23 protein-coding genes and 1 pseudogene are annotated in these 20,944 nt (G+C 35.3%); 4 read left to right on the top strand and 20 right to left on the bottom strand.

The window, feature by feature from the left end:
- A pseudogene (locus J3U63_RS06760) lies at positions 1–80 on the top strand (elongation factor Tu); the annotation flags it as partial.
- A gap of 171 nt (positions 81–251) precedes the next feature.
- On the opposite strand, the gene J3U63_RS06765 reads toward J3U63_RS06760, so the two are convergent.
- From J3U63_RS06765 to J3U63_RS06775, 3 genes are all read right to left on the bottom strand, one after another.
- The gene (locus J3U63_RS06765) at positions 252–1,013 is read right to left on the bottom strand and encodes an ABC transporter ATP-binding protein (protein WP_267344700.1); all 762 of its coding nucleotides are present in this window, start codon (positions 1,011–1,013) and stop codon (positions 252–254) included.
- Positions 1,013–1,840 carry an ABC transporter permease gene (locus tag J3U63_RS06770; protein ID WP_267344702.1) on the bottom strand — a complete coding sequence of 276 codons (828 nt, stop codon included), beginning with the start codon at positions 1,838–1,840 and terminating at the stop codon, positions 1,013–1,015. The genes J3U63_RS06765 and J3U63_RS06770 overlap by 1 nt, the downstream gene beginning before the upstream one ends.
- Before the next feature lie 61 nt (positions 1,841–1,901).
- Complete coding sequence (locus tag J3U63_RS06775) at positions 1,902–2,903, bottom strand: ABC transporter substrate-binding protein (protein ID WP_267371056.1); 1,002 nt, start codon at positions 2,901–2,903, stop codon at positions 1,902–1,904.
- Positions 2,904–3,306: 403 nt separating this feature from the next.
- On the opposite strand from J3U63_RS06775, the gene J3U63_RS06780 reads away from it, so the two are divergent.
- On the top strand, positions 3,307–3,642 hold the full coding sequence (locus J3U63_RS06780) for a zinc ribbon domain-containing protein YjdM (RefSeq protein WP_267344705.1): 336 nt from the start codon (positions 3,307–3,309) through the stop codon (positions 3,640–3,642).
- Positions 3,643–4,146: 504 nt separating this feature from the next.
- Here the strand turns inward: J3U63_RS06780 and J3U63_RS06785 are convergent.
- From J3U63_RS06785 to fliF, 14 genes are all read right to left on the bottom strand, one after another.
- The gene (locus tag J3U63_RS06785; protein WP_267371058.1) at positions 4,147–5,700 is read right to left on the bottom strand and encodes a hypothetical protein; all 1,554 of its coding nucleotides are present in this window, start codon (positions 5,698–5,700) and stop codon (positions 4,147–4,149) included.
- A gap of 404 nt (positions 5,701–6,104) precedes the next feature.
- Positions 6,105–6,905, bottom strand: coding sequence for a flagellar biosynthetic protein FliR (gene fliR / locus J3U63_RS06790; RefSeq protein WP_267371060.1), 801 nt, complete (start codon positions 6,903–6,905; stop codon positions 6,105–6,107).
- 5 nt (positions 6,906–6,910) lie between these two features.
- Positions 6,911–7,180 (bottom strand): flagellar biosynthesis protein FliQ, encoded by a 270-nt coding sequence (gene fliQ / locus J3U63_RS06795; RefSeq protein ID WP_267334095.1) that lies wholly within the window; start codon positions 7,178–7,180, stop codon positions 6,911–6,913.
- A gap of 8 nt (positions 7,181–7,188) precedes the next feature.
- A complete protein-coding gene (gene fliP, locus J3U63_RS06800; RefSeq protein ID WP_323849471.1) occupies positions 7,189–7,929 on the bottom strand; it encodes a flagellar type III secretion system pore protein FliP in 741 nt (246 codons plus the stop codon).
- Positions 7,926–8,363, bottom strand: coding sequence for a FliO/MopB family protein (locus tag J3U63_RS06805; RefSeq protein ID WP_267344708.1), 438 nt, complete (start codon positions 8,361–8,363; stop codon positions 7,926–7,928). The genes fliP and J3U63_RS06805 overlap by 4 nt, the downstream gene beginning before the upstream one ends.
- Entirely contained in the window at positions 8,363–8,695 is a 333-nt protein-coding gene (gene fliN, locus J3U63_RS06810) for a flagellar motor switch protein FliN (protein WP_416379605.1), read from the bottom strand. The genes J3U63_RS06805 and fliN overlap by 1 nt, the downstream gene beginning before the upstream one ends.
- A gap of 37 nt (positions 8,696–8,732) precedes the next feature.
- Positions 8,733–9,770, bottom strand: a complete 1,038-nt coding sequence (gene fliM, locus J3U63_RS06815; protein WP_267334093.1) for a flagellar motor switch protein FliM — start codon at positions 9,768–9,770, stop codon at positions 8,733–8,735.
- Between the two features lie 5 nt (positions 9,771–9,775).
- Positions 9,776–10,243, bottom strand: a complete 468-nt coding sequence (locus J3U63_RS06820; RefSeq protein ID WP_065799326.1) for a flagellar basal body-associated FliL family protein — start codon at positions 10,241–10,243, stop codon at positions 9,776–9,778.
- Positions 10,244–10,419: 176 nt separating this feature from the next.
- Positions 10,420–11,616 carry a flagellar hook-length control protein FliK gene (locus J3U63_RS06825; RefSeq protein ID WP_267371062.1) on the bottom strand — a complete coding sequence of 399 codons (1,197 nt, stop codon included), beginning with the start codon at positions 11,614–11,616 and terminating at the stop codon, positions 10,420–10,422.
- A complete protein-coding gene (gene fliJ / locus J3U63_RS06830; protein ID WP_267344711.1) occupies positions 11,606–12,067 on the bottom strand; it encodes a flagellar export protein FliJ in 462 nt (153 codons plus the stop codon). The genes J3U63_RS06825 and fliJ overlap by 11 nt, the downstream gene beginning before the upstream one ends.
- 12 nt (positions 12,068–12,079) lie before the next feature.
- On the bottom strand, positions 12,080–13,453 hold the full coding sequence (gene fliI / locus J3U63_RS06835) for a flagellar protein export ATPase FliI (protein WP_267371063.1): 1,374 nt from the start codon (positions 13,451–13,453) through the stop codon (positions 12,080–12,082).
- 1 nt (position 13,454) lies between these two features.
- Entirely contained in the window at positions 13,455–14,207 is a 753-nt protein-coding gene (locus J3U63_RS06840) for a flagellar assembly protein FliH (protein WP_267334089.1), read from the bottom strand.
- Positions 14,200–15,204, bottom strand: coding sequence for a flagellar motor switch protein FliG (gene fliG / locus J3U63_RS06845; RefSeq protein WP_267334088.1), 1,005 nt, complete (start codon positions 15,202–15,204; stop codon positions 14,200–14,202). The genes J3U63_RS06840 and fliG overlap by 8 nt, the downstream gene beginning before the upstream one ends.
- Complete coding sequence (fliF, locus tag J3U63_RS06850) at positions 15,201–16,910, bottom strand: flagellar basal-body MS-ring/collar protein FliF (protein ID WP_267371064.1); 1,710 nt, start codon at positions 16,908–16,910, stop codon at positions 15,201–15,203. The genes fliG and fliF overlap by 4 nt, the downstream gene beginning before the upstream one ends.
- 163 nt (positions 16,911–17,073) lie before the next feature.
- On the opposite strand from fliF, the gene fliE reads away from it, so the two are divergent.
- Complete coding sequence (gene fliE, locus J3U63_RS06855) at positions 17,074–17,400, top strand: flagellar hook-basal body complex protein FliE (protein ID WP_267334086.1); 327 nt, start codon at positions 17,074–17,076, stop codon at positions 17,398–17,400.
- A 230-nt stretch (positions 17,401–17,630) separates the two neighbouring features.
- Here fliE and J3U63_RS06860 read toward each other — a convergent pair whose 3' ends face one another.
- Genes J3U63_RS06860 through fliD form a run of 3 tightly spaced genes read right to left on the bottom strand, consistent with a single transcriptional unit; the run spans position 17,631 to position 19,812 of the window.
- The gene (locus J3U63_RS06860; protein ID WP_267334085.1) at positions 17,631–17,975 is read right to left on the bottom strand and encodes a hypothetical protein; all 345 of its coding nucleotides are present in this window, start codon (positions 17,973–17,975) and stop codon (positions 17,631–17,633) included.
- 13 nt (positions 17,976–17,988) lie between these two features.
- Positions 17,989–18,369 carry a flagellar export chaperone FliS gene (fliS, locus tag J3U63_RS06865; protein WP_267334084.1) on the bottom strand — a complete coding sequence of 127 codons (381 nt, stop codon included), beginning with the start codon at positions 18,367–18,369 and terminating at the stop codon, positions 17,989–17,991.
- A 9-nt stretch (positions 18,370–18,378) separates the two neighbouring features.
- Positions 18,379–19,812: a flagellar filament capping protein FliD gene (gene fliD / locus J3U63_RS06870; protein ID WP_267371066.1), complete on the bottom strand. Its 1,434-nt coding sequence runs from the start codon at positions 19,810–19,812 to the stop codon at positions 18,379–18,381.
- 315 nt (positions 19,813–20,127) lie between these two features.
- Between fliD and J3U63_RS06875 the strand changes: the two genes are divergently transcribed.
- Positions 20,128–20,940: a flagellin gene (locus J3U63_RS06875; RefSeq protein ID WP_267334082.1), complete on the top strand. Its 813-nt coding sequence runs from the start codon at positions 20,128–20,130 to the stop codon at positions 20,938–20,940.
- Positions 20,941–20,944 lie beyond the last annotated feature (4 nt).

Consider the following 20,944-nt stretch of genomic DNA (forward strand, 5'->3'; position numbering starts at 1 on the left):
TGGCAGAAGGTTTACGTTTTGCGATTCGTGAAGGTGGTCGTACTGTTGGTGCGGGTGTTGTTGCTAAAGTTATTAAATAATTTTAGATAATAACAAGAGCACGATGAGTGCTCTTAATTAGCTCAGAAGCAGGTGCACAATGTGCACCTGTTTTTTTATCCAATGAAAAAGAAAGCAAATTGACATCTACAATACAATATCGGTTAACAATCCTTTTTTGATTGTCTTATTGTGACTGTAATAATGATGTTTTATTCAATATCTTGATTGATGGCATCAAGGATTTGTTGATTCAGATTTAAAAAATCGTCCGTATTTAAGGTAGATTTATTTCTTGGCCGCATTTGATTAACAGGAAAAATTGCTTTAATCCCTTTTTGTTTCACTGACAATAATACAATTCTATCAGAAAGATAAATTGCCTCTTCAACATCATGAGTAATAAAGATTACAGTGAGTCGATGTTGTTCCCATATTTTAGTCAATAATGTTTGCATTTGATGACGAGTAATTGCATCTAGTGCACCAAATGGTTCATCCATTAATAAAATCTTAGGACGATATGAAATCGCTCTCGCCAACGCAACACGTTGTTTCATACCACCTGATAATTGATTAGGATAAACCTTAGCAAACTTAGATAAATTGACTAACTCAAGGTGTTCTTTGGCAATATCACGGCTTTCGTGGCCAGAGTAACCGGCAGCTGAAAGCGCAAATTCAACATTCTGTTGGACAGTAAGCCAAGGTAATAAAGTGTAAGATTGAAAAACCACACCACGATCAAGCCCAGGGGTATAAATGGGTTTATCATCCACAAAAACTTCACCACTATCATAAGATTCTAAACCTGCGATAATCGATAATAGCGTGCTTTTACCACAACCTGAAGCGCCAACAATTGAAACAAATTCATTATCATTAACCGATAAATTTATATCACTTAACACATTGCGCTGATGCTTACCTAAACAAAAACTTTTATTCAGATGTTTGATAGTTAAGCTCGCCATTATTTTGACCTCACATTATAGCGGAATAGTATTTTTTCAAATAGGCGCATTAACTGATCTGTTATTAATCCCAATAAACCTAAAATTAAAATATAACCAATGATAGTATCCGTTTGAAAATAACGCTGTGAAAGTAGAATTCGATAGCCCAAACCCGATGTTGCCGCCACTAATTCAGCAACAACTAACCAAGTCCATGCCCATCCAAGACTAATACGTAAGGTATCCCAAATAGCTGGCAAAGCCGATGGAATAACAATCTTGAAAAGAATTTTACTTTCACTCATACCTAACGTTCGCCCTAAACCAATAAAATCGGCAGGCACACGTTTAGTCGCATCAATCACCATTAAAACTTGTTGAAAAAAAGTACCAATCCAAATAATGATAAATTTTTGCTGATCGCCAGTACCGAACCATAAAATGGTTAATGGTACAAACGCTACAACAGGCATATATCGAATAAAATCAACTAATGGCTCAATAATGGCTTTACCAACAGCAAAACAGCCAGCTAACACACCAATGATAATTGACATAATTGACGAAATAATAAAAGCGGTAAGAATTCGATAAACACTGACTTGAATATCAGAAATTAATGTACCATTATCCCATAAAACAACCAGCCGCTGCCAAACCGATGGTGGGGAAGGAATAAATATAGGTTGGACTAAACCGTAAGTTGTCACCCCCCACCATAACACCAAAAGTAAGCCAAATGTCACTATTGAAATTGTTAACATACTACGGCGCGAGAGCTGCCTACCTATTGTAAATATACGCTGTGACGTGTGTTTGCCTTGTAAGGACTTTTTAGATACCATTATTGCAACTCAACTACTCATACTTAATAAATACTAACAATTTAAATACTCACTTTGATACCTAGTGAGATAAATTATCAACAAATCGACTATCAATAACATTTTCATAGCTTATTGGTTGCATAATCATACCTGCTGAGGTAGCCGCTTTTAATATTTGTGCAAATGTATTTTGTTTAAATGCACCATTGAATTGCTGATTATTATCAGCAATAGATAGATATTCGACGCCATCAAAAGCAGTGGTGATTTCTTCCGGTGACTCACCAATACCTTTTGCAATAATTGCTCGTCCATCTTGTGTATGTTGATGATAATAACGTACAGCATCATTCCAACTCTTAACGAGTGCATAAACTTTGCCTGGATTTTTTTCAATTACTTCGTTACGAACAACAAAGGCATCACTAATCAAACCCGGAACTTGCGCGCCATCATATAATACTTGAATAGAAGCATCATTTGCTTTACTTACAGTAATATATGGCTCATAAGTTACAGCGACATTGACGCGTTTAGTGATTAATGCAGAGCCTGCTGAAGCTGCTGGCATGGGTACGGGGCTAATTTGATCCCATGCTATGTTGGCTTTGTCTAACGCATTACGTAATAAGATATCGCTGGTGGTACCTTCTTCATAAGCTATAGACTTACCTTTTAAATCTGCTAATGTTTTGATGCTTGGCTCAACTAAAATAGCATCTGAAGTTTTACTGGTATCAAGTAATAAAATAATTTTAACTGGAATGCCTGCAGCTACCATACTCATAGCGGTATGGGTTGCCACATTCGCACCATCAATTTGTCCGCTGGCTAAAGCCGCATTAATATCTTTATCTTCAATAAAATTGATCATCGATACATTGGTTAAACCATTTTCGTTAAAAAAACCTTTTTCTTTAGCAATATACCATTGTCCATAACCAAGCCAAGGTTGAATACCAATAGTGACATTTGGTGATTCTGGTTGTGGGATTTGATCGGCAGTTGCTAAAGGATGAAAGAATATAGCGATGAACGTTAAGATTAAGGACGATAATTTTATTACGATTTTTTTAAGCATAACTATAACCAATTAAAAAATATTCAATATGGTTTTAATATAACCGATTTTTTAGCATAACAGCAAGATAGATCTAAGATATTGCCATATAACAAATTACAAAAGCTGATTTAAGTGATAATGCACTTAGAAGTTTAATGATACAAATAAGACCCTTTACCGAAGAATCGTTGAGTCACTATTTGCAAGTAATGATATTAAATATCACAAAGCATAAACTTATCACTATTTTGGATTGAATAATAAATAATCTCTACCCTTATCGTTGAATTGACGACAATCATGAATTTTTGCATGAATTGACCTCATATTAGATGACGTTCAAAACATCATTATCATGACTTAATAACGTTTTTTTGCTATAGTAGACCCTATTTTATTCAATTTGGATTAATCATATATTATGGAATCTATACCTAACTGCCCTAAATGCCATTCAGAACATACCTATCATGATGGTACTTTTTATGTTTGTCCTGAATGTGCTTATGAGTGGGACCCAAACCAAGCGACTGAAGCATCTGACGCCCTTCAGGTAAAAGATAGTAATGGAAATTTACTGGCTGATGGCGATGATATTATTTTAATTAAAGATCTTAAATTAAAAGGATCATCAACTGTGCTGAAAAAAGGGGCTAAAGCAAAAGGCATTCGTTTAGTTGAAGGCGATCATGAAATCGATTGTAAAATTGATGGTATGAAAATTATGCTAAAAGCCTGCTTTGTCAAAAAAGCTTAGTCAATAAATGTTTGTAATACTGATCTTATCAGTATTACAAACACTTCAATAGGTAAAATACTTACCCCTATTTTGTTATTAAAACTTTTTATAAAATTAAAATACCTTTCGCATGTTCGCGTTAACAACAATCACCTTTGCGATCATCTATATGCTTATCATGCTGAAAAATTACCATTATTAACTATTAGGTTAATACCCCAGCTTGTAAATTGATGATAAATTTAATTGATTGCAACACATTAACGAAAATAAAGACGCTGAAAAAAGTGATAATAGCATTGTTGTTAAGCTTTACATCAGCCCCATAGAAAAAACCATTAATGAATATCATGCTTGATTATCTAGGTTGGCATGAAAATTAATAGTCTAGCTAAACAAAATTTAAATTAAAAATAAATATTATATTAAGGGACGATAATCACTTCATCCCTTAATTATTTATCCTTGATAACTCTTTTTATCTAAAAAATTATAGCTGGAGTGATTTATATGTAAATATAGCTATTGCTTACAAGCAATATAATTAATTTTCCCTATTTTGTTTTCATAGCCATCATAACCGACTCCACCATTAACACTATGTACAACAAAGTGCCTGTCTGGTGAATAGTAATCTCTGGTCCAATAATGCTCATTGCGCCAATTAGAATCTGGATAACTTGTTTGATTCATTTGTCCCCACTCAGCACTAAGTCCACCGCCTATCTTACGAGTATAGTTATTATCGAAATAAGTCCAAAATTGAGGAGCTTGATTTTGTGGTGAATTAGTCAGTTCTTGCCGACTTAATACATTTGATTCACTACCACACTTATCTTGAACAGCAACGGCCCAAATAGCAGAATAATCCCCTGTAGGCACCGCCCAAACCGATGTTGGATTAAAAGTATAATCAAACGTGATCGCTGGCTCTCTTTTCAGCGTGGCACGTATAGTTACATTACCCACAGGTTTCTTGTTTAAAGTAACAAACCCATCTGCACTAACCGTAACCACATCGCTTGTTGGTGTTATTAAAGAAAAACGATAATCATATTGCGAACCCGCCATTACTAACTGAAATTTAGCCCCAGGAAAACCTGTGGTTGGAAATTTTTTTCCATTTGATTGTGTCGGTGATGCTTTAAAACCAAAATTCAGGACATAATCAGTGGTGCGCCCACCACCATATATCGAACTAATTTGCGCATTATTGAGATTCCAAGGTTGTGAATTACCATTGTCATCAAAACTATGCCACTGGGCATTTTCAACAGTAATGGTTGCGTTAGGTTTTGCAAAACATATGGCAGGTTTAGTGGCAATTTTATACTCTTTTTTTAATGTTATATATTCGCTCTCATCGGGTATCCCATATTGTGATTTAACCTTAACTTGTGTAGCAATAACCAGTTTTAGAGGCATATAATAACCACTACCACAGCCAATACTATGCTGATATTCACTTGAATCTATTTGCTTACCGCTATTATCAAACCACTTATATTCAGTTTCAGTAATAATAAAAGGGGTATTTAAATGGGCACCATCACCATCACTATCTTTATAATTGTTTAACACTACCAGATTGCTAGTGTCATAATTTTGAACTTGAAAATTATCAAAGGTAAATTCTCCATCAAACACTTTTATTTCTGTTGATTTGATATTATTGTCAAATTCACGATACAAGATATCATTCACTTTGAACCCAAGCTTATTGGTAGCATTTTGAACATCAACAAATCTAGGTGCATTACCAATAATTTTTTGAGATGTTACCGCAGATAGCGCATTAGCAGAATTAATTGGCAATAAAAAAGTAGCGAGCAAAATTAAAATAACAAGGATATCGATTACTTTTATACGACATACAGTTCGATAATTTTTAGTGGCAATTGCATAAAGTAGAAAATAGTTGAAATAAGAAGAGATATAAAAAAGAAAACCGTTATAGAACAGAAAATGATCAATTAGTGTGATGCTTGATGCTTGATGCTTGATGCTTGATGCTTGATGCTTGATGCTTGATGCTTGATGCTTGATGCTTGATGCTTGATGCTTGATTAAGACCATATTTTAACATACTTTACCTCTTTTGACAATTATTCCTTATTTTTCATAAATATAAATATAAATTTTTCTAAAATTGGAAGAATAAATCTGTTTAATAACTATGCAATACAACGTAATTTGCATTAAATATACTTGTATGCTAAATGAAAACGATCTTGTTGTATACCCTTATTATTATAAAAAAATGTCAAATTTATGACGGAATTATTAACACTTATTTAATCAGTTAGACCATTAATCGTTTACACATTTGTACTATAACTTGGCTTTTTGATTACTTTTCTTTTCATCAAAATAGTCATAAATTTGCAATTAAAAAGAGTTCAAAATTGAGTTATAAACATGACCTTGGCTTATCACTGTACTATTTATTAAGTTAGCATATAACCCTATCAATTTTAGATTTAATTACTATCACTTAAACCCAAAAGCATGGTTGAAATATGTTCAAACATTTGTTCAAAAATAGATTCGGCAAAAACAGGCAATGTTGAAATCAGGTAAGTTAACATGGTCAGTCCCAATAATAAGGTCACCGGATAGCCGACCACAAAAATGGATAATTGTGGTGTCATTCTGTTTAATAAACCAAGCGCGACGTTAATTATCAACAACAATGTCATTAACGGAAGGGCTAACATAAGACCATTAACAAATAATGATGCGCTAACTTCAATTAAAACTAAATAGCCATTTTGTTTTAAAGGGGTAAAGCTAATTGGAATGATATCAAAGCTATTAGCCAAGCCATATAACAACCACAAATGACCATTTAAACTTAGAAACATTAACAGTGCAATTATATTAATTAAGCGCGATAATACCGAGGTTGCAGGGCCACCAATTGGATCAAAAAAAGTCGCCATACCAAGTCCCATTTGCATACCAATTAATTCACCCGAAAACCTGACTGCCATAAATGCTAACTGCATAGTAAAACCTATCATGGCACCGATGACAATTTGTTGCAAAATAATAGCAACCCCGATAAAAGAGTAGATCCCTAAAGTATTATCAGCCTCAGGCAAGGGTAAAAGTATAGTAATAAATAAAGCTAAACCAATCTTGAGTCGCTTAGGGACCTCTTTTTCACCGGTAATGGGCGCAACCATAATCAATGCTAAAATGCGTACAAATGGAAAAAAACACTGTTTTATCCAAGTAAACAAATCAATATTAAGTAATTGCTGAATATTAAAATCCATTAAGCCTAACGCGTTAAGTTTGGAATATCGGTAATAACGATTCGAATATAATCAATCATTGTTGATAACATTGATGGACCTAAAATAATGAGTACTAAAACTACTGCCAAAATCTTTGGGATAAAAGACAATGTCATTTCATTAATTTGAGTTGCCGCTTGTAACAAACTAATAATCAACCCAGTAATGAGTGCAGCAAGGAGTAAAGGACCAGCAAGCAAGCCTGCCACTTTTATCGCTTGCATCGCTAATGTACTGATATATTCAGATGACATAACACTCCTCAACTAAAAAAACTTTGCGCCAACGATCCTAATAATAAGTGCCACCCATCGGCTAACACAAACAGCATGATTTTAAAGGGTAAAGATACCGTTGCTGGTGGAACCATCATCATACCGAGCGCCATGAGTGTGCTTGCTACCACTAAATCAATCACTAAAAAGGGAATAAAAAGCGTAAAACCGATTTGAAAAGCAGTTTTAAGTTCACTCACCACAAACGCGGGCACCAATATTTTTAAAGGAATTTCATCACGCGTTGCAATATCACCTGAATGAGACATGTTTACAAATAACGCTAAATCATCTTCACGGGTTTGAGTTAACATAAACTCTCGTAATGGTTGACTGGCTGTAGATAAGCCCTGATGCAGGGTAATTTGGTTTTGAGAGTAAGGTAAATAAGCATCTTGATAAATTTTATCAAATACCGGTGACATAATAAAAAATGTCATAAACAAGGCAATACCTAATATAACTTGATTAGGTGGCGCTGACTGGGTGCCAAGTGCATTACGTAACAAACCTAATACAATAATAATCCGCGTAAAACTGGTCATTAACAGCAAAATAGCGGGAATGAAGGTCAATAGTGTAATAAATACTAGTGTTTCAACCGGCAATGACCAACTTTGCCCACCTTGCGCTGTGGGTTCGGCAATTAAAGAAAACGGCGAAACGTCAGCCTGACATAATTGACTGAATAATAATAAGCTAAGTAAAAAAACGATTTTTAACTTCACTCGTTATTACTCCTTTTCGAACTTAATGTAGACAGTAATAGTTGATGAAATAAATTATTTTTACTTGATTCTTTGCTTGCGGTAGATTGGGATAATAACATTTCAGTACGTTGTTCATCTATCGTATGTAATAACGTCATTTGTTGTGCGCTCACCCCGACAACCAATAATTGGTGATCAACATGTACTAAAATAATGCGTTCTTTTGGACTTAAGTTATAGGTAGATTTAACCTCAATTAACTGCTTTGTCTTTTTTTTCCAACTCAGCCGCTTGACCATCCAACCTAATAACAAAATAACGCTAATAACTAAAACAAAGGATAGACCCATCGATGTTGCAATTTGTGTATACAGGTTCATTTCTGATGAAGAAGGCACGATATGCTCACTTGTGGATATTGCTTGAGATGTATGTTGATTGTTGCTAGACATTAACGACTCAATCTACGTACACGTTCAGAAGGTGTAATAATATCAGTAATTCGCACACCATAATTATCACCCACCACCACAATTTCACCTTGTGCAATTAAATAACCATTAATTAATATATCTAAAGGTTCACCGGCTAAACCATCTAATGCAATAACTGAGCCTTGCGTTAAATTTAAAAGATCTTTAATCGCCATTTTGGTTCGGCCCAATTCAACACTTAAATTCACAGGAATATCTAAAATCAAATTGATATCTTGCTTTTTGATTTCGGTTTGTTGTGGTGAAAGTGTTTCAAAAATAGTTTGTTTACTCACTGATTCATCAGCCATAGCGGACGTTTGATCCTCATCATGAGTTGATTTGCTATCAGTCATTAAGTGCTCCTTCATTCAGTTGTTCTAAAACAGGATTAATTACCTGTTCGACTTGAATTGCATATTGTTTATTCACTTTACCATAGTGACCTTTTAGCACTGGCACCCCGCCAACAGTGACATCAAGATGTGTAGGCTTTTCAATTACTAAAATATCATTCACTTTTAAGGCTAAAAGTTTATTGACTGTGGTATGGATATGAGTAAAGTTAGCCACTAATTCAACGGTTGATTGTTTAATCCCACTGGTTAACGAACTCATCCAAACATTATCATCCTGATACGTTTGTTGTTCCACTGGCGGTTTTATTAGTAATTCTTTGATGGGTTCAACCATTGCATAAGGAATACAGATACAAAATGTAGCTTTACAATTACCGATTTCGACTTTGAATGTGGTTGTTAATACAACATCATCCGGCGAGCTGGTAATATTGGTAAATTTACTTTGGATTTCAGAACGAATATATTCAGTTTCGATTGAATATATATCTGCCCAAGCATTTTGATAGATAGTTAAAGCGAGCTCTAATACTCGTTTTATAATTTGTTGTTCAGTATGAGTAAATTCTCGCCCTTCTGTTTCAACTTTAGAGAGGTGACCATCACCGCCAAATAAAGTATCGACAACAATAAACACCAGTTCTGGGGAAAATGAAAATAAACTCGTCCCCCTTAGTGGATTAAGATGGACTAAATTTAGATGATTTGTTGCTGAAATTGCCGAAAACTCTTTAAATGTTTTGGGCTCAATCGGGCAAGCAATAACATCGGTGTTACGGCGAAGTAAATTAAATAAGCCAATGCGAAACTGGCGCGAAAAACGTTCATTAATAATTTCTAAAGCGGTTAATCGCTCAGGAATAAAACTATGTTTTACCGATAAATCATAGGGTTTGACTTCAACCTTTTTACCAACAGATTGCTGAGAATCAATCAAAATATCGGATTGAGCCTCTGCTGGGTTATGAGTAAACTCAGCATCTGGAGTTAGATTAATGTCAACTGTTGATTCTTGCTTATCAGACATAATACTTACCGAAGTATAAAATCAGTAAATAGCACTTCATCAATTTTTACAGAATGTTTTGCGTCATATTGACGAGTTAACGTCGACTTAATCTTTTCTTGTAAATCAGTTTTACCGTTCTCTTTTTTAAGATTATTAACATACTGCTTTGATGCCAAAAGTAAAACATCACTTCTCACTTCTGGTAAATATTCTAACAAAACTGTTTTTTGTTGCTCATCAGCAACGCGTAACACCATACCAACATACAAAATTTTAGTCGCATCACTATTATCTTCGGCAACCGGTAACGAAAGGGTAAAAGGTTTTAAAGTTAAAAATACCGGAGATACAATTGGCGTTTCTTGCTCAACTTGAGGCTTGTTACTTGAATGATTTTGTAACCATAAATAAACTGCAGTGCCTGATGCTAATAACGTAATGATAATAAGTATTATGTTTAAAATACTTACTTTTTTCTTGGTAGTTTGCATATTAATTATTATCTCAGTAAAAATTTAAAATTATTTTTTGACCAACTAAATGGTAAAAATTACAAAAATAATAAATCATACGCCAAAAATTGATTTGAAGAATAGACAATAAAAATATCACCTATTCGACGTTTTTAACATTGAAACAACGGCTAAACCGAAGCTAACGCCTTCACTTAAGCAAATATACTTAATCCTAAGTGTGATAATGGCTTGTCAGCCTCCACTTGCTCAACAGATTCATCAATGGTATCTGAATTAGCAGCAGTGAATTGATGATTTTTACTTGATTTATATCCAGAGGATTGCTCTGAATGATGCATCGTTGAAAAATCACTAATATTGGTTTGTGCTAAACTCATGCCTTGCTCTTCAAGGGAAGCTCTAAGATAAGGCAATGTAGATTCCAAAACACCTTTAACTGCCGAATGGGCAACTATCATATGCATATTGATTTTATCATCGAGCAGATCAAGCTTAATGTGTAACGATCCTAATTGTTCCGGGTGTAACTTGATTTCCGCACTTTGAAGACCTTGACGTGTTATTAAGCTAATTTGCTCAGTCAACGCTGCCTGCCACTGTGTTACATCAACCGGCATAGGCAAATTCATCACAAACGTCGAGGTTGAAACAGGCGCAGCTTGTTGTGAAAAAGGTTGAGTGAACGTATTAATACTGGTCACAAAATGATTATCGGCTTGGGCATGAATAACAGTATCATTATCTACAGAATTAGTTGCAAACTGATCAAATAAAGCAATGGGTTTATTTATACTACCAGAATCGAGCATCTGACTTGATGTATCTGTTTGCAAATAATGGGCGGTAATTGTTTTATCCGCCAAATCTTCTGCCATTAAACGGTTACTAGCGCCATTACGTTGATTAAAGAACTCATCTGGCTGACAGATGTTGTTGATCAATTGTTCACTATCATTGATCGATATCAACAACTCGGTAACTTGATTATTGGCAATTGTCTGAAAATCAGCATCTTGCAGCGTATTCAACGGCAAGCTATCAACCTTAGCCGATTGATTAGCATTTAAGACCCAATCTGATTTCTCAATTAAATGATGGGCAATCATATCATTTAATGTTACATCTGATCGGGAATTAACGATTTCTAGCGGAGATGGCGTTATCCATACCATAGCTAAACTATTATCATCTTGTTGAAGATCCGCGTCACTATCATCACTTATTTTTGGCATTAAGTTAAGGCTGTGTTGCAAACCTAACCCATGATTTTGATTAGCGTGTAATAATTGCTGAAATAACTCGCTATTTGCCAACGATAAATCTTCATCCGTTGAGGGTAACTGCTTTGAAGATGCTAATGCTACATCAGTGATTAGGTTAATATTCATTTAACGCTCTCCTGGCTAATTGTTGCTGAGCAAATTCATCTGTGAGTTTTTGTTGTAACCGGTTTTGTTGCTCTACATATTTTTGCTGCTGCTTATCTAACAATGTTTTATAAGTATTAAGCTTTTTTTGAGATTGATTAAGTTCATGCGTTATCTGTTTTTTTTTGATATCTAACGTCAATAATAACTTTCTTTGTTTCGCAATACCTTGCTCAAGTGTTGCAATAAAAGCCTGAAAATTTGATAATTCATGTCCTTTAATGCCATTAAATAAGGCTTTATTCAATCGTCCCTGATACTCAAGATAATACTCATTTAATAAATTGAGCTGAGACTGAGCATGACGCTGATTATCATCAGCTTTTTTTAACTTAATTAACGTATCATCTAGCGATTTTTTCGCTAACTTTTTTAATGTTAAAAACGCCAAATACCCTGAACTTTTATTCATCATTCCCCCCTTTTAATTAGTTAAAATGGGTTGCAACATATTGGCTAATTGTTGATAAGCATCTTGATAACTACAATGTTCATCAATGCCTTGTTGTAAAAAATCTTTCATTGCTGGGTACAATGTTATAGCGCTGTCTAATAAAGGATCGGTGCCCGAAACATAAGCCCCGACATTAATCAAATCACGATTTCGTTGAAAACTCGAAAATAGCTGTTTAAATAACCGAGATTTTTTTTCATCGGCAACAGGCGTTAAATCAGTCATGACACGGCTGATTGACGCTTCAATATCAATCGCCGGGTAATGCCCAGATTCTGCAAGTGAACGCGATAATACAATATGCCCATCTAAAATAGCACGTGCTGAGTCTGCAATCGGATCTTGCTGATCATCGCCTTCAGTTAATACGGTGTAAAATGCAGTAATCGATCCTTGACCTTTATCATCATTACCTGCCCTTTCAACTAATGCCGGTAATTTAGCAAATACCGAAGGTGGATAACCTTTGGTAGCGGGCGGTTCGCCAATCGCTAAAGCGATTTCTCGTTGCGCCATGGCATAACGGGTCAACGAGTCCATAATGAGTAGCACGTTAAATCCTTGATCGCGAAAGTTTTCTGCAATTTTTGTTGCATATGCCGCGCCTTGTAAACGCAGTAGCGGTGAAACATCAGCAGGTGCAGCCACCACAACCGATCGCGCTAATCCTTCTTTTCCTAAAATATTTTCGATAAAATCTTTCACTTCCCGACCACGTTCACCAATTAAGCCAACGACGATAATATCGGCTTTGGTATAACGCGCCATCATCCCTAATAAAACACTTTTACCAACACCTGAACCGGCAAATAACCCCATTCTTTGCCCTCGACCAACGGTTAACAGCGCATTAATAGCTCGAATACCTACATCTAAGATCTCATCAATAGGTGTACGTTGTAGTGGATTGAGCGATGGATTAGCTAATCCTTGATATTCAATATTTTCAGGTAATGGCATACCATCTAATGGTCTTCCAGCTGCATCAACAACCCGACCCAACAATGCCATACCAATAGGCAACACTTTATGATTAAAGTGGGCTAAATCATATTGTGCGGTATAAACTCTAGCACCTAACAAAATACCTTCAGTGGTATCAAAAGGCATTAAATATAGAGTTTTATCGTTAAAGCCAATGACTTCACACTCCACCGCATCAATTTTTCCATGTGATTGCCGCTCAACAAAACAATTTGATCCTAACGGTAATTTTAATCCGATAGCTTCAAGTACCAAGCCCGAAGCTTTAACTAATCGTCCATAATGACGAATTAACGATAACGATTGCAGCTGCTGCGTCGCATACTCAATTTTAGCAGCCCATTGCTTTGCCAAGCTCACGCTACAGATTCTCTCCTTGTATACAATCGGCCATCATTTGCCAATGACAAGCATTGCTAGCATCGACTTGATTAGTATCGGTCCATATTTTACAGTCACCTAATTCAACATTCGTATCTGCAACTAATTGCCAATGATATTGTTTAATTTCATCTTGTAATAATGGTTCAATCCATAACAGATCATCGGGATGCAGATGCAAAGAAGCTGACTTAATTATCATCGAACCTTCGTCAATTAAGGTCTTAATGGTATGCATTAACTGTTTTTGTTTAACTTTAGATATTGTCCCGACCGTTTTTTGTGCCGCAACTAAGGCTAGATCCAACAATTGAGGAACAATTAAATCATCTATTTGATTGATAGCGGCGTGAAAATGGCTAACTAAATTAGTTATTGTCTCTACTGCTTTTAATTTTTCTGCATTAAGCTGCTGTTCAATTGCCGCTTTGCCTTCTTGCTGACCAATGGCATACCCCTGCTCATAACCTGCTTGTTGACCTATATTAAACCCTTCTTCTTTACCTAAATTAAATCCCTCTTGATAAGCTTGCTCTTTTGCTTGTTGCTTGATAATGGCTAATTGTTGTTCAATAACACTGTTGTCGACTTCAATAACTTTAGGCTCTGGCTTGGGCTCAACCTTATCAGCATGTTTAGTTATTTTCTTTTTGGTTAACTTTTGCGACTTAACTAACGTTAAATCCTGAAAACTTAATGGTTCCCAACTCAGGGTATTGGTTCGATTATACATATTCGTCATCACCGCTACTTAAAATCATTTCACCACTTTCAGCCAATTTGCGCGCAATAACCAAAATTTTCTTCTGTTCTGTTTCGACTTGAGATAAGCGCACTGGTGGTCTATTTTCTAAATCCTCACGCAAAATCGAAGCTGCACGCTGTGACATATTACTTAATAGCTTGTCACGTAATGCCACTGATGCGCCTTTTAAGGCAATAATCAATGTTTCATTATCCACCTCTTTAAGTAGGCGTTGGATACTTCTATCATCGACTTCAACCAGATTTTCGAACAAGAACATTTCATCAATAATTTTCTGTGCAAGTTCACTGTCATAATCACGTAAGGAATTGATCACCAATTCTTCTTGTTGTGATTTCATCAAGTTAATAATCTCAGCCGCAGTACGAATACCACCCAGGTTATTAAGTTTAATATTTTGACCATGTAGTAACGTCGATAATGAGGCAGATAAAACCTGAAGTGCCGACGGCTCAACTCCGCCAAATGTTGCGATTCGAAGCATGACATCATTACGTAATTCATCATCAAATAAATTTAAAATTTCGGCAGCTAAGTCTCGATTTAAATGAACTAAAATTGTAGCAATAATTTGTGGATGTTCTTTTTTAACTAAATCAACCGCTCTGGCCGCATCGACAAAATTAAGCATCTCAAGTCCGTCTTTCGCCTCTTCTAAATCGACCTCTAACAACTCATCAAGTAACCGATCGGCTTTTTCAGTACCAATTGATTTTTCGAGAATTGAACGTAAATAACCATTGGTATCAGTATTAAGTACAGCACACTCTTCAAGTGTTTTTTGACATTCATTTAAGATGTCTTTCAACTGTTCTTGAGAAAGTTGTGGTAACGACATCATGGCACTACTAATTTGCTGTACCTCTTTAGGATTAAGGTATTGCATAACATTAGCGGCAAGCTCTTCACCTAACACCATTAACACAGTTGCTGCTTTTTGAGATTCACTTAAACTTAAATTCATGGATTTGTGTCCGCCTTACTTATCCAACCACGTATAATTAACGCCATGACCCGAGGATCTTTCTCGACAATTTTGCGAATATATTGTTGCTGCTGCATATTATCTTCAAATATCTTCTGCTGCTGTTTACTATGCGCCTTATAATCTAACTTATCCTCACCCGATAATTTAGTATCAGTTGAAGCATGATTCACATTAAAGAGCTGGCGTTGTAATTTAATCCATAAAGCACGTAACATTTTGCGCCAAACAAACCATAACACTAAAACATAAACAAGATATTTAATTACTGTTTTTAGCACATCATAAAACTCATGTGTTCGCCAAAATGGCAAGCTATCATCCGTTTCGAACGCTTGATCGGTAAATTTTAAATTTGCAACCGTCAACGTATCACCGCGTGAATCAGAAAATCCCATTGCTTGACGCGCTAATGCTTCAATATTATCCAGTTCATCTTTATCTAATTTCACCCACTGTGGTGCTGGTTCCTTGGCATTGTCTGATTGCGCTTGTAATTGAGATTGATCCAATTGTTGAGCCATAAACTTATAATTAACCAGCACAGCGACTGACAATCGTTTAATACGCCCTTCTGGGATTTTACTGTGCACGATTTGTCTATTTACTTCAAAATTTAACGTATTATTTGATTGTAAATTATAAATTTTTTTCTTATCGTCTTTTGATTTTGAGTCTGGATTCTCATCTATGGGCGCACTCGGTGTTGGCATAGGTTGGTTTGACAAAGCGCCCGGCACACCACCGGTGTTATCGTTTGCTGCTAACTGACGATTCTCCACTTGATGCTTACTACGTAGGGTTTGCTGAGCAGCATCACTATTGGGATCGAAGGTTTCAGATGTTGCTTCTTGCCGGCTATAATCAATATCAGCATTAACTTGCACCATAATATTTTGTTTACCTAACACCGGTGTAATGATTTTTTCGACCCGCTCTCGAATGGTATCTTCTACTTTTTGACTGTATTCTAACTGCGCGACATTGACGTTACCGTCGCGAAATTTTTCACCCGTTAATAAATGACCTTGCTGGTCAATAATTGTGACTTTTTCTGCTTGTAATTCCGGTACACTGCTTGAAATTAAATGAACAATAGCATCAATTTGCCCTTGTGATAATGAGCGTCCAGGTAATAATGTTAATGCTACAGACGCGGAAGGAAATTTTCTTTCACGTACAAATAAAGAGGGCTTAGGCATCGCTAAATGCACTCTTGCATCATCCACACTACTAATAATTGAAATGGTTCTTGACAGTTCACCTTCTAATGCGCGTTGATAATTAATCTGTTCATTAAATTGACTCATACCAAAGCTGTCTTTGTCGAGCAATTCAAAACCAACAGCACCACCTTTAGGTAAGCCTTGCTGGGCAATACGTAAGCGCGTGTCATAAACTTTATCAGCAGGAATTAAGATAGTCGATCCTGAAGATGAAAACTGATAAGGAATATTCATCTTATCGAGTTGGCTAATAATTTCGCCGCCATCTTTATCGCTCAACTGGCTAAACAAAACCCCATAATTATCGTCTTTTAGCCATAAATAGGCGATACTACTAATAGCAAGCACAACCACGCCAGCAACAAGCAGCAGCATTTTACGATTTTGTTTAAATTGATTGATAAATGGTAACTTGCTCAATATTGATTCGCCTTTGTTACCGACAGTTTGGCTATCCATAAAAACCCTAATGCTAAACTAATTAGATTTGTTCTAGAGTTTATTATCAATCCATTTAAAAAAATCAATAGCTAAAAAAGCAAATGCTTTACCCCTTACTTGTGGCATTTAGATTTAAGGTTGTATGTTAAATTCAATCACATATTGAGCAAGTTAAGAAGAGATGACTTTTAACGCCATGAACACGCTAAATACAATTAATAACACCTTTCTAGTTGATTTTAATCAAACCAACGCCACAATAAACAACCAAGCAAAGAGCGCACAATCTGATTTTACTGCGGCATTAAAAATGGCACTCGATCACATTAGCCAAACACAAATTCAGGCCCATAATCAAGCACAAGCTTTTGAACAAGGAAAGCCCAACATCACGTTAAATGAAGTGATGGTTAATATGCAAAAATCTTCGGTTTCACTTCAATTTGGTATTCAAGTACGTAATAAACTCGTTGCTGCCTATCAAGAAATCATGAACATGAATGTTTAAATACTGTTATTGTCTATGCTATCTTCAATTTGCAGGTTTAGCATTACTCACAGCTTGTCATATTGCTATAAACGGTTGTAAGCAGTGCTAAACAAGATTCAAACATCTGATAAGTGATTGCGATACCACTTATCATAACCAAAAATCACTAGCCAACAATATAACTATTTTGCTCAACATAGTTATATTTAACCGTATTTTATTAATAAAACTAAAGCTAATAAGACAAATTAGATTAAACTTGCAATTTTTTGATAGCTATCAAGCTTTGTTTGATAATCGACTTGTTCGCCAATTAACTCTTTTAATTGAGCATGACGATAAATAATTAATTGGCTAATTTGCTGTTGATAGCTATGAATATTTTTAATATACATACTAAATATATCTTGCTGTTTTAAAGGTATTTTATCAACAGCAGTGAGATCATCGACTTGCATAATCGCTTTCGTTAATTGGTGATATTTAGCTTGCCAAGTTAACAATAAATCCCAATTTTCATCACGCGCATTGATAAGCATTTGTTCAGTGACATAATTAAGTTGTTCATATTGTTCTAATAAAGATGTTTTCACATTCCATTCCTTTTTATCTCGCAATTTCGCGCCAAGATTCAGCAATATTATTAAGCAAATCAAAGCAAGTTTGTAATTTTTGCCTATCATTATGTAAATTTGCTAGCACCAATTGTTGAGTCATATAGTGATATAAACGATCTAAATTTTCAGCAATTTCGCCACCTTGTTCTAGGTCTAAACAACTTTTCAACCCATTATCAATTATATTAATGGCTTTTGAAATTGCTGCGCCTTTACCCGCAATATTGCCTCGTTCAATGTGTAAACTGGCCAAGCGAATAGCATTAAGTGCACCATCAAACAGTAATACAATCAATTGATGTGGGGACGCCTGGCTAACTTTTGTTTCTAAACTAACTTGCTGATAAGCATCAGAACCAACTTTATACATCGGGTATTCCTATTTTTTCAAATTGGCCATCATGTCAAATTGAGTAGATAAATAGTTACTCATGCTATCTAACGAGCTGATTAAAACATCCAACTTAGTAAATTGCACTCGATAGCGTTCAACAGTTTGTTCAATTGAGTTATTCACTTGTTCATAACGCTTATCTAATGATTTTAATGTCGAATTTAAACCATTCGTTGCTGAATCAATCATACCGTCATTATCAATAAATCCACTAATCTTAGCGAAAACCTCATTAGCGATACCGCTATTTTGACCATCACCAATAAACAACTCAGCAACAGCTTCACTATTCTCACTCAGCACTTTTTGTAATTGATTTTGGTTAATCGTTAATGAACCATTATTATCCATATTCACACCAATTTGTGCTAAAACCGAAAACTCCCCAGCCTGCCCTTTTGCAAAAATTGAACGAATACTTTGATCGATATTACGTAAAGTAGAATCACCAATAAGCGGTCCATTATTACTATCTAACTCTTCGGAATTGGCCTCTTTTGCGGTAAATTTAGTCAAGCTCGATATGGTTGATTGTAATTGGTTAAATGCTTCAACCCACTGTTTAATAGCTTCTTCAGCTTTTTCGTTATCAGCCGTTATGGTTAAATTTTCGCTAGTTGTAGTCGTTGCCTTTAACGTAATATCAATACCCGCAACCACATCTTTAACGGTATTTGAAGCACTGGTAATGGCAATACCATTAAAAGTAAACTTAGCATCTTGCGCTTGGCAAACTTCAGTCATATTAGCATTATCTTTTTGATCATAGTCAAAGCCAATTATGTTATTTAACTGCTCATCATCTGACGAAATGGACGTAATAGTCTGTTGTTCACCGGTCTCTTTAGCGGTGATAACTAACTGATAACTTCCTGTACCTGAACGAACAACGGCTGCATTCATCGTCGATTCACTCGTACTACCATCAGCATTCGTTACTTTGGCGTGATTAATTGCATTAGCAATTGACTCAAGCGAGGTTTCATCTTTAGATAACACAATATTGAGTTCACTACCATTAGCTTGCTTAATGGTCATTGTGCGGCTTTCACTATCACTTCCTAGACTCATATTTTTATCATTAATTGACGTTGTTGCAACGCTATGCGAAGTCGCTAATTGCTCAACGCTCACAGCATAATTACCTGATTGTGCCTGACTATTTACTTTAGCTGTAAAATAACTATCATTGCCAGTTGCGAGTTTGCTTTGAAATAAATCTTTTTTCTGCAATTTTTCGGTGGCTGAATTAAATGCCGTTAACGCACTTTTTAACTTACCAAATCCACTAATTTTGGCATTAACCGCTTTTTGTTGTGATTTAATTGGAGTTAAACGTGTTTTTTCAACAGACTCTAATTGATTTAAAACTTCATTAAGATCGATTCCTGAACCGATACCTAACACACTCATTGCCATTATCTGATCAACCTATAACAATTATTCGATAAGTTTTATATCGGCTAACTTACTAAAAAGTTTAATCAGGTTTGAAATTTTATCGCGACATAATAAAAACGGTGCGTTTTTATAAAACATAAAAAATAATTTAATTAAATGATTTATATCAATTTACCTAACAAAAATCGCCATTAAAACTGAGTAAAATCAACCATAATGTAGAAAAAAATTAAAGTTTCTTTTTTTACTACCGATACATTATCTGTCAGCAAGAATATTGAATTAATAATCAGTATCACGTTGATTTTACTAATAATATTAAAGGAGATAAAAATGGCACAAGTAATTAATACTAATACGATGTCTTTAATGGCAAAAAATAACCTTAACAATTCACAAAGTGTGCTTGGCACAGCTATTGAACGTCTTTCATCTGGTATGCGTATTAACAGCGCTAAAGATGACGCAGCAGGTCAAGCTATCGCTAACCGTTTTTCTTCAAACATTAAAGGTTTAACTCAAGCAGCACGTAATGCAAATGATGGTATCTCACTTGCGCAAACAACTGAAGGTGCATTAAACGAAATTAATAACAACGTACAACGTATTCGTGAATTAACCGTTCAAGCAGCAAACGGCACTAACTCTCAAAGCGATTTAGAGTCAATCCAAAACGAAATCGATCAACGTTTAGAAGAGATCGACCGTGTATCTAAACAAACTGATTTCAATGGTTCTAAAGTATTGTCAGCAGATAAATCACTAAAAATCCAAGTTGGCGCAAATGACGGCGAAACCATTGAAATCAATTTGAAAAAAATTGATAGTACAGAATTAGGTCTAGCCGCTTTCAATGTATCAAACACACCAACAGCAGATCCATTAAAAACACTTGATGCAGCATTATCAAAAATTGATGCATTACGTGGTGAGCTTGGTGCGGTACAAAACCGTTTTGAATCAACTGTGAATAACATCAATAACACAGTAAATAACTTAAGTTCTGCACGTAGCCGAATTGAAGATGCTGATTATGCAACCGAAGTATCTAATATGACGCGCGGTCAAATTTTACAACAAGCAGGTACATCTGTATTAGCACAAGCTAACCAAGTACCACAATCAGTACTATCTTTATTACAATAAGTTT

The organism is Gilliamella sp. B2838 (assembly GCF_026536185.1).
Taxonomy (GTDB): domain Bacteria; phylum Pseudomonadota; class Gammaproteobacteria; order Enterobacterales; family Orbaceae; genus Gilliamella.

Coding starts and splice junctions, on each gene's coding strand:
- J3U63_RS06765 (WP_267344700.1), bottom strand. CDS start 1,013: ATGGCGAGCTTAACTATCAAACATCTGAATAAAAGTTTTTGTTTAGGT.
- J3U63_RS06770 (WP_267344702.1), bottom strand. CDS start 1,840: ATGGTATCTAAAAAGTCCTTACAAGGCAAACACACGTCACAGCGTATA.
- J3U63_RS06775 (WP_267371056.1), bottom strand. CDS start 2,903: ATGCTTAAAAAAATCGTAATAAAATTATCGTCCTTAATCTTAACGTTC.
- J3U63_RS06780 (WP_267344705.1), top strand. CDS start 3,307: ATGGAATCTATACCTAACTGCCCTAAATGCCATTCAGAACATACCTAT.
- J3U63_RS06785 (WP_267371058.1), bottom strand. CDS start 5,700: ATGGTCTTAATCAAGCATCAAGCATCAAGCATCAAGCATCAAGCATCA.
- fliR (WP_267371060.1), bottom strand. CDS start 6,905: ATGGATTTTAATATTCAGCAATTACTTAATATTGATTTGTTTACTTGG.
- fliQ (WP_267334095.1), bottom strand. CDS start 7,180: ATGTCATCTGAATATATCAGTACATTAGCGATGCAAGCGATAAAAGTG.
- J3U63_RS06805 (WP_267344708.1), bottom strand. CDS start 8,363: ATGTCTAGCAACAATCAACATACATCTCAAGCAATATCCACAAGTGAG.
- fliN (WP_416379605.1), bottom strand. CDS start 8,695: ATGGCTGATGAATCAGTGAGTAAACAAACTATTTTTGAAACACTTTCA.
- fliM (WP_267334093.1), bottom strand. CDS start 9,770: ATGTCTGATAAGCAAGAATCAACAGTTGACATTAATCTAACTCCAGAT.
- J3U63_RS06820 (WP_065799326.1), bottom strand. CDS start 10,243: ATGCAAACTACCAAGAAAAAAGTAAGTATTTTAAACATAATACTTATT.
- J3U63_RS06825 (WP_267371062.1), bottom strand. CDS start 11,616: ATGAATATTAACCTAATCACTGATGTAGCATTAGCATCTTCAAAGCAG.
- fliJ (WP_267344711.1), bottom strand. CDS start 12,067: ATGAATAAAAGTTCAGGGTATTTGGCGTTTTTAACATTAAAAAAGTTA.
- J3U63_RS06840 (WP_267334089.1), bottom strand. CDS start 14,207: ATGTATAATCGAACCAATACCCTGAGTTGGGAACCATTAAGTTTTCAG.
- fliG (WP_267334088.1), bottom strand. CDS start 15,204: ATGAATTTAAGTTTAAGTGAATCTCAAAAAGCAGCAACTGTGTTAATG.
- fliF (WP_267371064.1), bottom strand. CDS start 16,910: ATGGATAGCCAAACTGTCGGTAACAAAGGCGAATCAATATTGAGCAAG.
- fliE (WP_267334086.1), top strand. CDS start 17,074: ATGACTTTTAACGCCATGAACACGCTAAATACAATTAATAACACCTTT.
- fliS (WP_267334084.1), bottom strand. CDS start 18,369: ATGTATAAAGTTGGTTCTGATGCTTATCAGCAAGTTAGTTTAGAAACA.
- fliD (WP_267371066.1), bottom strand. CDS start 19,812: ATGGCAATGAGTGTGTTAGGTATCGGTTCAGGAATCGATCTTAATGAA.
- J3U63_RS06875 (WP_267334082.1), top strand. CDS start 20,128: ATGGCACAAGTAATTAATACTAATACGATGTCTTTAATGGCAAAAAAT.